Genomic DNA, 9,588 nt, shown 5'->3' with positions numbered 1-9,588 from the left:
GAAGATCATCGCGCTGCAAGTGAGGCGCCAGGGTCGCGTTCGACGCCAACGGGATGAGTCCGCCCTCTTCTTGCGCGCCTGCGCCTGCGGAATGCGGATACACGGGGGAAGGCGCAGCATGCTGTCCATAAACGGTCCGAAGATCCGGCTCATGCCCCGCTGGCGAAGGCTCGCCGTTGCGGCTCTCGTAGTGACCTTGGCCCCGGCCTTGATGAACCTGGTAGCCGGAGAGCCCGCACTCGCCGCACCGAAGATTCCCGAACCGGCCAAGCTGGAGCGCGTCACCCTCGGCAAGAGCAAGGTCACCTCGAAGGCCAAGATCCGTCGTGTGACGGCGCCGTTCAACCCCTCTGCCCGCACGGCATTACCGGAGGCGACGGCCACCACGGTGACGCTGCCCGCCGCAACGGCGAACAACAGCGCACCAGCGGCGGTTCGCGCAGGATCCTCCCCGATCGCGGTCGGCCGCCCCGCCAACGGCGCGGGCCCGGATCGCGTGCAGGTCAAGACGGCCGATCAGAAGACCACCGAAGCCGCCGGCATTCACGGCGTGCTCTTCACGCTCGCCGCCACCTCAGGTGCCGGCGAGGTCCAGGTGAACGTCGACCCGTCGACGTTCGCCAACGCCTACGGCGGTGGATACGCCTCACGACTGCACCTGGTGCAGATGCCGGCCTGTGCGCTGAGCACCCCGCAGCAGGAGAAGTGCCGGACGCGGACCCCGGTGACCACGACGGCCGTCTCACCACTGTCCGCGCAGGTATCGCTCACCGCGGCGACCTCCGGTGCGATGGTGCTGGCTGCCACCTCGGACACCGCCGGGGCGGGCGGCGACTATGCCGCGACCAGCCTGTCTCCCGGGGGCACCTGGTCGACCAGCGGCAACACCGGCGCCTTCACCTACAGCTATCCCATCAAGGTCCCCCCAGCCATTGGCGGCGCCGCGCCCGACACCGACCTGTCCTACAACTCTGCCGGCCAGGATGCCCGCACCATGGGCACTAACAGCCAGTCCTCCTGGGTTGGAGACGGGTGGTCGATGAGCGAGAACTATGTCGAACGGACCTACCAGACCTGCGAGGACGTCAAGGACTCCGGCGCCCCGAAATACTCCGGTGACCTGTGCTGGGCCGGACAGATCCTGACGCTGTCGCTGGGCGGCGCATCGACATCCATCGTATACGATGACAAGTTCCACACCTTCCGGCCGCAGACCGACGACGCCACGACGCAGATCGACAACCTGTTCGACGCGACCAACGGCACGAAGAACGGCGAGTACTTCCGCGTCACGAAGAACGGGACGCAGTACTACTTCGGCCTGAACCGGCTTCCCGGCTGGACCGCCGGCAACGAGGAAACCCAGTCGGTGCAGACCGTCCCGGTCTACAAGAGCCACGCCGACAACAGCGCCTGCCCGGACGGCTCGTTCGCCGACACCGCGTGCACCCTCGGCTACCGGTTCAACCTCGACTACGTGGTGGATCGCAACAACAACGCCATCGCCTACTACTACAACGACCCGGAGATCGGCTACTACGGGCCGAACATGAAGGACACCGCGGTGTCCTACATCCGCGCGACCACCCTCAAGCGCATCGACTACGGCATGACCGCCTCCACGATCTTCTCGGCCACCGCGCCCGAACAGATCGTGTTCACCACCGATGAACGCTGCCTCGCCGGGCAGCCTGCCGGCAACACCTGCGCGGACAGCCAGTTCACCGCCTCGAACCCGGAGTACTGGCCCGACGTGCCGGTCGACCTCAACTGCACCAAGGGCAAAGACTGCACCATCCACGGGCCGAGCTTCTGGTCCCGCGTGATGCTGACCAAGATCGTCACGCAGGCCAAGGTCGGCGGCGTCATCAAGCAGATCGACCAGTACGACCTGACGCACAGCTTCCCGGACAACGCCGACCACTCGCCGACCCCATGGCTCCAGTCGATCACCCGCAAGGGCCTGGACCGGCTCGGCGGGGCATCCGCCGACCAACCTGCAGGCACCGTGTCATTCGAACCGATGCAGCTGGCCAACCGCGTCGGCATACTGCCAGGCCCGAAGATGTACTACAACCGGATCGGCACCGTGTGGTCGGAGACCGGCGCCGAAACCGTGATCGACTACAACACCCCCACCTGCACCGGACTGCCGCCCGCGAATCCCTCCAGCGACCCGGACGCCAACAAAGCAGCGCAGAAATTCGCCTCGACGAACACCACCGGCTGCTTCCCGGTCTACTGGACCCCGACGTACCAGCCCGAGCCGCTCCTGGACTGGTTCTACACACACCCGGTGAAATCAGTCACCACCTATGACAGCGCCGGCAACCACTACCAGGACGGCACCCAGCCCAAGCTGATCACCGAGTACAAGTACCTGGGCGACCCGGGCTGGCACTACGACGACAACGAAGTGGTCAAGCCCAAGAACCGCACCTGGGGACAGTTCCGCGGCTATCCCGAGGTCGACGTCACCACCGGCATCCCGGCCGTCTTCCACTACACCGACGGCCAGAAGGTCTTCGACCGCCGAACGCTGACCAAGACCTACTACTTCCGCGGCATGGACGCCGACACGCTGCCCGGCGACGGCGTCCGAGTGGTCCCGGACCTGCAGAGCACCGACGGATCGGTGACCATCTCCGACGACGACCAGTACGCCGGCAAGGTCTTCGAAACCGTCACCTACACCAGCGCCGACAGCGACGCCACCATCGACAACGCGACAGTCACCGTCCCCACACTCATCGGCCCGACCGCTTCGCGGATCCGCGACGGCATGAGCGCCCTGCAGGCATACGTACAGGGAACCTCGCAGACCCTGCACCGCCAGAAGGTCTCCTACGGCTGGCGCCGCACCGAGAAGGACACCTTCTACAACAAGGCCCTCGGCCAGAGCACCACCGGTATGCCGGTCCAGAGCGTCGACCGAGGCGAGACCGGCGCGGCCGCCAACGTCGCCACGTGCACCTTCACCCGTTACCTCAGCAGCAGCGTGCCGCTGGCCGCAGGCAAAACCGCTCCATTGGTCCTGCCCGCTGAGGTGATTGGCACCGCCCAGGACTGCAACACGGCTGACGCCAAGCCGTCCGGAACGCTGCTGTCCGACACTCGGACCTCCTACGACGACCTCGGATTCGGCTACGACGGGCAGTCCAGCCCACCGCAGCCGACCCGCGGCAACCCCACCCTCACGCAAACCGCAGCGGCCGCCACCGGCGTCACGGTGGACCGATTCATCGACGCCCACAAGACGACATACGACAGCTACGGCCGTACCACGTCAACCATCCAAACCCCGAACGCCAAGGCCGCCGACGGGACCACCAGCCTGGCCCGCGCCGTCTACGTCAAAACGTCCCCCGCGTCCGGTGCCCTTCCCACCACCGTGACCACGATCAAACAGGTCACCGCCGGGGTGAGCTGCTCAGCTGTGACGAAATCGAGCAAGGACTGCCAGCTGTCCACCGTCACGATGGACCCGGTCCGCCAGCTGGCGGTCGCCACGACCGACGTGGCCGGCCTCCTGACATCCACCACCTACGACGCTCTGGGACGCATCACCGCGGTGTGGCGGCCGAACAAGACTAAAGCCGCCGGCGCACCGCCGAACATCACACACACCTACCAGGTGTCCAAGAACGGACCCAGCGTGGTCACCACCAGGACGCTGCTCGACAGCGACTCGGCGGACACCACACCCGTCTACGCGGTCACTAAAGCCCTCTACGACGCGATGCTGCGGCCCCTGGAGACCCAGCAGACCGGGGAGAACGGCAGCACGATCGTGTCGGACACCCAATACGACTCGCACGGCTGGACCGTCATCACCAACGACTCCTACGCCGTCTCCGGCGACCCGGTAGACACGCTGATCTCCGACCACCTGTCCCAGGTGTCGATTCCCGCGACCACCGTCACCGACCACGACGCCATGGGACGGACCACCCAGAGCACCGCCGAGCACAACGGCACGAAAACCTGGTACACCCGCACCGCCTACACCGGCGACAAGGTCACCACCATCCCGCCCACCGGCGCAGTCGCCACGACCAGCACCACCGATGCCCGCGGCCGACTCGTCGAACTCACCCAGCACACCACCGCACCGACCCTGAACGGCAACCTCACCGACGGCTTCACCGCCACCGGCGGCACCGGCAACAGCGTCGCCTACACCTACACCTCGGCCGGCCAGTCCGCCACTATCACCGGCCCGGACAAAGCCGTCTGGAGCGACGCCTACGACCTGCTCGGCCGCAAGATCTCACACACCGACCCGGACGCCGGAACGAGCTACAGCAGCTACGACGACGCCGGCAACCTAGCCCTCACCAAAGACGCGCGCGGAAACCAACTCACATACACCTACGACCTGCTCGGCCGCAAACTGACCGCTGTCGACAAGAGCGCCAGCAACTTCAAATACGCGTCCTGGACCTACGACACCCTGCGCATCGGCCTGCCGACATCCTCCACCCGCTACGTCTCGGGCGTCACCGGCGGATACACCGTCGCCGTCACCGGCTACTCCGTCCTCGGCAACCCCCTCGGCCAGACCCTCACCCTGCCCAGCATCGAGCAACCGCTCCCGGCCGCCTACACCACGAAGTTCACCTACACCCCGAACACTGAACTACCAGCGACTCAGGAAGATCCCGCCGTCGGCACACTGCCCGGCGAGAAGATCACCTACAACCACGACGCGTTGGGCGCCGCGATGAGCACCTCAGGCATCGACCTGTACGTGGCTGCAACCATCCACACCGACTTCGGGCAACCGTCCAAGCTGACGATGGGCGACTCGACCAATCATGTAGACGCGCTCTACTCCTACGACGAGCAAACCCTGCGCCCGGCATCCCAGTCGATCTACCGCAGCCACGGCGTCGGACCCCAGATCGACCAGACCACCTTCACCTACGACGACGCCGGCAACCCGCTGTCGACAGTGAACCAGCAATCCGAATCAGGCAGCGTCGTCACCGATGCCCAGTGCTACCGCTACGACAGCCTCGACCGGCTCGTCGACGCTTGGACCGCAGCCTCAGCATGCCCGAAGCCGGACATCGCCAAACCAGCTACCGACGAGGTCGCCAACGGCGCCGGCTCCTACTGGCAGAGCTTCTCCTACAGCGCCAACGGCAACCGCGAACAGCTGGTCGAGCACGCCACGACCGGTGGTGCTGACACCACCACCACATACGCCAACGGCTGCATGACCACCTGCGCGACCAACGGCACCCAACCGCACACGCTCACGCAGGTCAAAGGCAACGCCGACCCGACAACCCTGGTCTACGACGCCAGCGGGAACCTGCTGACCCGCACCGCCAGCAGCGGCAACAATCAATCCCTGGCCTGGAACCACGAAGGCCAACTCAGCCAGGTCACCACAAGCGGCACCCAGGCAGGCACCACCAAATACCTCTACGACGCCGACGGCAACCAGCTCATCCGCCGCGACCCCGGCCGCACCAGCCTCTTCATCGGCGACACCGAAATCGTCGTCGACACCTCCACCAGCACCCCGGCCCTCCTCGGCGCCGTCCGCACCTACAACCACGGCGGCGCCACCGTCGCCATCCGCTCCACACTCCCCAACGGCGGCACCCACTACCTCTTCGGCACCGCCAACGGCACCGCCAGCATGTCGATCGACACCACCACACTCCAAGTGGCCCGCCACCAGTACAAGCCCTACGGCGAAGAACGAAGCAACGCGAACACCACCGCATGGCCCGACATGACCCGCGGATACCTCCACGCACCGAAGGACACCAGCACCGGATACACCGACGTCGGAGCCCGCAAATACGACCCCACCTTCGGACATTTCATTTCGGTCGACCCGATCCTCGACCCCGCCAACCCGCAACAGTGGAACGGCTACTCCTACGCCAACAACAACCCGATCACCCTGTCCGACCCCAGCGGCCTGGAACCGCGCCCATGGCATAACCCCGACTACGACCCGGCAGATTGCGCGAATAGCACATCCCAAGAATGCCACCCAGCGGGAAAGATCGACTACCCGACCAACTACAACCCCGGTACCGGCACATATCAACCCGACGAAGTTATGGCATACGCCGACACGAATAAAGATCATCGAATCAGCCGCCCAGAAATGGCTAAGTATGATCTTGACTATGACCACCGGAAAGACAACACCTGCCACGATAGCGCCGGCAAATGCGTCCTTAAAGGCGCGGCCTCACTCGCGATCATCCTCGTCGGCGGTGTAGTCCTCATAGGTGGCACCATTGTATGCCTGGACATGGGCATCGTCGGGTGCGCGACGGTGGCAGGCGAAGCCGCCATCGAATCCGCAGCGCCAGGAACCGTGGTTGCTGGAGGTGCAGCCACCACAAAGCTCGGCCTGGAAGCGCTTGAGGACGCCGAATCTGGAGCCGCATCTGGCGCAGCCAAGGCCGCAAAGACCAGCTGCGACAGCTTCGACCCCAATACGCTCGTCGTCTTGGCCGACGGAAGTACCAAGCCGATCTCCGAAATTGAAGTCGGCGACCTCGTTGTAGCAACCGATCCGAGCACTAACGAGACAGCGAACAAACCAGTCACCGAGCTGCATGACAACTTGGACGTCGACCTAGCGAACCTTAAGGTAACTGACGGCCAAGGTCACACGAGTGTAATCCGCACAACCCGGAATCACCGCTTCTGGGATGCCACCACTGATCAGTGGACTACAGTGGCCGACCTGCAACGCGGTGATAGGCTCACCGCGTTGGACGGCGCAGACGTCCGTGTTGAAGCTGTCACGTTGTTCACTAAACCGCGTCACATGCTGAACCTTACGGTTGCCGACATACATTCGTACTATGTGCTTGCAGGCAAAACCCCCGTGCTTGTGCATAATGTGACTGTACCCTGTCCGAGAGTTGGCTTGGCTGATGCTGCATCGAACGCCTCAACTGGATCGGGGAAAATGAATGGCGTGCTCTATGCGGATATGGATGACGCGCCGTATTACGTGAGTTCCGGATATAAGAATCTTGATCCTGGGTACGTTGTTCCTCCCGGGGCGATGTCGGGCTTCGAGCACCATTTGGAGGCGCAGGCGGCCGCTCGAATGAGGGCTACAGGGTCTAAACGGGGCACTCTCTTCATTACGGGCGACTACATTTGTGGATCATGTCACTCATCCCTGGAGCAGATGCTGCCTTCCGGATCGACACTCACGATCACCTATAGGGACAGCGGGGGTGTTCTTCAGAGCGTCCCGTATACCGGCCGCTGACACGGTACCCAGGCCGCCGCGGTTGATGGCTCGTACTTGCCGCGGCAACCTGCAGTAGTTTTAAGACTGTTTGATAGGGTCTGCCTGGGTTGCTAATTGGCATACTGTGCACTCTGGTTGTCTTAGGCGATAAGGGGAGACGTGGATCTGTCGAATCTTTCAGGAGTTTTTTCGAACCCCCAAGCATTGCTGCATGATATTCAATGGGCCGATTTTAATCATGCTTTAGGTTCCGCCCAAGATGTCCCAGAGTTTCTTATTCAGCTGCTTGCGAAGGATCCTGTTGAAGTTGCTCGTGCACTTCGACATCTTGAGCAGACGGTTCATCACCAGAACACTATCTATTCCGCAACGGGGCCTGTGGCGTTGTATGTAGCCGCTATCCTTTCCGACGCAAGAGTCGGTACGATCGGAGTGTATCGCCCGAATGATGTCGCGCGCCCTTTGCGTGCTGTGCTATTGGACTGGCTGGCAGAGATGGCTGATGACGCCAGTGATTCTGCTGCAGAAGCGATGAGACGGCATGGATTTGCCCCACTCGAAGATCGCCCGGAGGTGCTGAAGTTCCGAGCGTTTCGGCCTGCCATCTGTGAGGCTATCGTGCCGTTCCTCGATGATCCGGATCCTCTAGTTCGATGTGCTGCAGTTATTGCAATGACTTATCTTCTTGATAGCAATGAAGTCATTCATTCGCTAGGGCTTTTACCCCGCATTCAGGAAGTTATCCAGATTTCATCTAATCAGCATTACCTTATCCGCGCGGCCGAACTCATCTCTGATGATATTTACGATCGCCCAAATCCCCCATCGGATGGAGAGGTGCCGTTTTAGCCCAGGGCCACTGCGTGCTGGTGTAACTGCTGGTCATGGCGCCGATCAGGTCGCGTGACTGGCGGTCAGCCCGGCGGTTTGCGTGGGCGATGTTGGTGTCGCCGTTGATTCGATGCCAGCCGATCGCGGTGTTACGCAGGGTGGCCATGACGGTGGAACCGGTGCCGGTCCGGGCTCGATGTAGACCTCAACCGAACGTGACATCTCTGACGTTATGGACCTGGTTCTCGATCAGCCATTCTGCCCTCGCCCATTTCTGCAGGTCAGCGGGTTGAGCCTCGGCGGCGGTCGGGGACGTGACCAGGTAAGCGGTCTCCCTGCTGGTTTTGCCATCAGCGGTGCGGTGCGGTTGATTGTTTGCCCCGGGGGCTTGATGTTATCCCTCGGCGTGATTTTTGCTGACTGTGTCAGGTGAGATCACGTCTGTGTCGTTGTGTCTATAGATCGACACAAGCCAATGCCATGCCGATCCTATCTATAATTATTCCACTGCAGTAGGCATCCGGGAAGGCGCCGTCCGAGTGAACTCACTCGGACGGCGCCTTCGTTGTGCTTCGGCGTGCCCCGACGTGCGCGGGCCGCTCCACTGTCAGGGCTACGGCGAAACTGATCGCCGGCGCCGTCGAGGAACTGCTGCGCTACCTCAACATCACCCACACCGGCCGGCGCCGGGTCGCGCTCGAGGACATCGAGATCGCCGGAGTCACCGTCCGCGCCGGCGAAGGCCTGATCCTGGCCAACGACATCGGCAACCGCGACCCGGACGTGTTCCCCGACCCGGCCAGCCTCGACCTGACCCGGGATGCCCGCCGGCACGTCGCGTTCGGCTTCGGCGTACACCAATGCCTGGGCCAACCCCTTGCACGGATGGAGCTGCAGGTCGTCTACAGCACCCTGTACCGGCGGATACCCACGCTGCGCCGGGCGGGCGACCTGGAGAGCATCGCGTTCAAACACGACGGGCAGGTCTACGGCGTCTACGAACTGCCGGTGACATGGTGAAAGTTCTCCTCGACCAGGACAAGTGCGTGGCTTCCGGCCAGTGCGTGCTCAACGCGCCGCACACCTTCGACCAACGCGACGAGGACGGCATCGCCGTCCTGCTGACCGCCGAACCCGAACCCGGCCACGCTGACGACGTGCATCAGGCCGCCGCTCTCTGCCCAGCCCTGGCCATTCTCGTCGAAGACTGAGCATGTCCAGGCCGCGTCGCGAGTGAGGTTCAACGCGGCCGCGGCCCGCAGCGGTTCGGCGCCATTGGTGCGGACATTATGGGCGGTGGCTGGACCGCGTGAGCGTATCGGCACTTCCCGCGGTAGGTAGCTGGGCGTGGACGGCGTACGTGCCATCCACGCCCAACTCGCAACTGAGCTGGCCGCCCGCGGCTTCGGCGCGTTCGCGCATGCCGATCAGGCCGTGTCCGGTGCCCTCGCCTCGGTGGCCGGGGCGGGCCGGTCTTGATCGTGAAGAAGAACGACTCGGCGACCGCGTTG

The 9,588-nt window shown here is 63.5% G+C and carries 5 protein-coding genes; all 5 read left to right on the top strand.

The features are described from left to right. Window positions 1-118: 118 nt before the first annotated feature. A complete protein-coding gene (locus ACH442_RS39000) occupies window positions 119-7,264 on the top strand; it encodes a polymorphic toxin-type HINT domain-containing protein (protein WP_396343142.1) in 7,146 nt (2,381 codons plus the stop codon). A gap of 141 nt (window positions 7,265-7,405) precedes the next feature. Beyond that, window positions 7,406-8,095, top strand: coding sequence for a hypothetical protein (locus tag ACH442_RS38995; RefSeq protein ID WP_396343141.1), 690 nt, complete (start codon window positions 7,406-7,408; stop codon window positions 8,093-8,095). Between the two features lie 549 nt (window positions 8,096-8,644). After that, window positions 8,645-9,097 carry a cytochrome P450 gene (locus ACH442_RS38990; protein ID WP_396343140.1) on the top strand — a complete coding sequence of 151 codons (453 nt, stop codon included), beginning with the start codon at window positions 8,645-8,647 and terminating at the stop codon, window positions 9,095-9,097. Then, window positions 9,091-9,288, top strand: a complete 198-nt coding sequence (locus ACH442_RS38985) for a ferredoxin (RefSeq protein WP_396343139.1) — start codon at window positions 9,091-9,093, stop codon at window positions 9,286-9,288. Before ACH442_RS38990 ends, ACH442_RS38985 begins: the two co-directional genes overlap by 7 nt. 136 nt (window positions 9,289-9,424) lie before the next feature. Continuing rightward, a complete protein-coding gene (locus tag ACH442_RS38980) occupies window positions 9,425-9,556 on the top strand; it encodes a hypothetical protein (protein ID WP_396343138.1) in 132 nt (43 codons plus the stop codon). Window positions 9,557-9,588: the final 32 nt, after the last annotated feature.

Origin of the sequence: Actinoplanes sp. NPDC020271 (assembly GCF_044388125.1) — a bacterium.
Taxonomy (GTDB): Bacteria; Actinomycetota; Actinomycetes; order Mycobacteriales; family Micromonosporaceae; genus Actinoplanes.
The sequence above is the reverse complement of the archived record's forward strand: the minus strand, read 5'-3'. Positions and strand labels throughout refer to the sequence as shown.

Coding starts and splice junctions, on each gene's coding strand:
- ACH442_RS39000 (WP_396343142.1), top strand. CDS start 119: ATGCTGTCCATAAACGGTCCGAAGATCCGGCTCATGCCCCGCTGGCGA.
- ACH442_RS38985 (WP_396343139.1), top strand. CDS start 9,091: ATGGTGAAAGTTCTCCTCGACCAGGACAAGTGCGTGGCTTCCGGCCAG.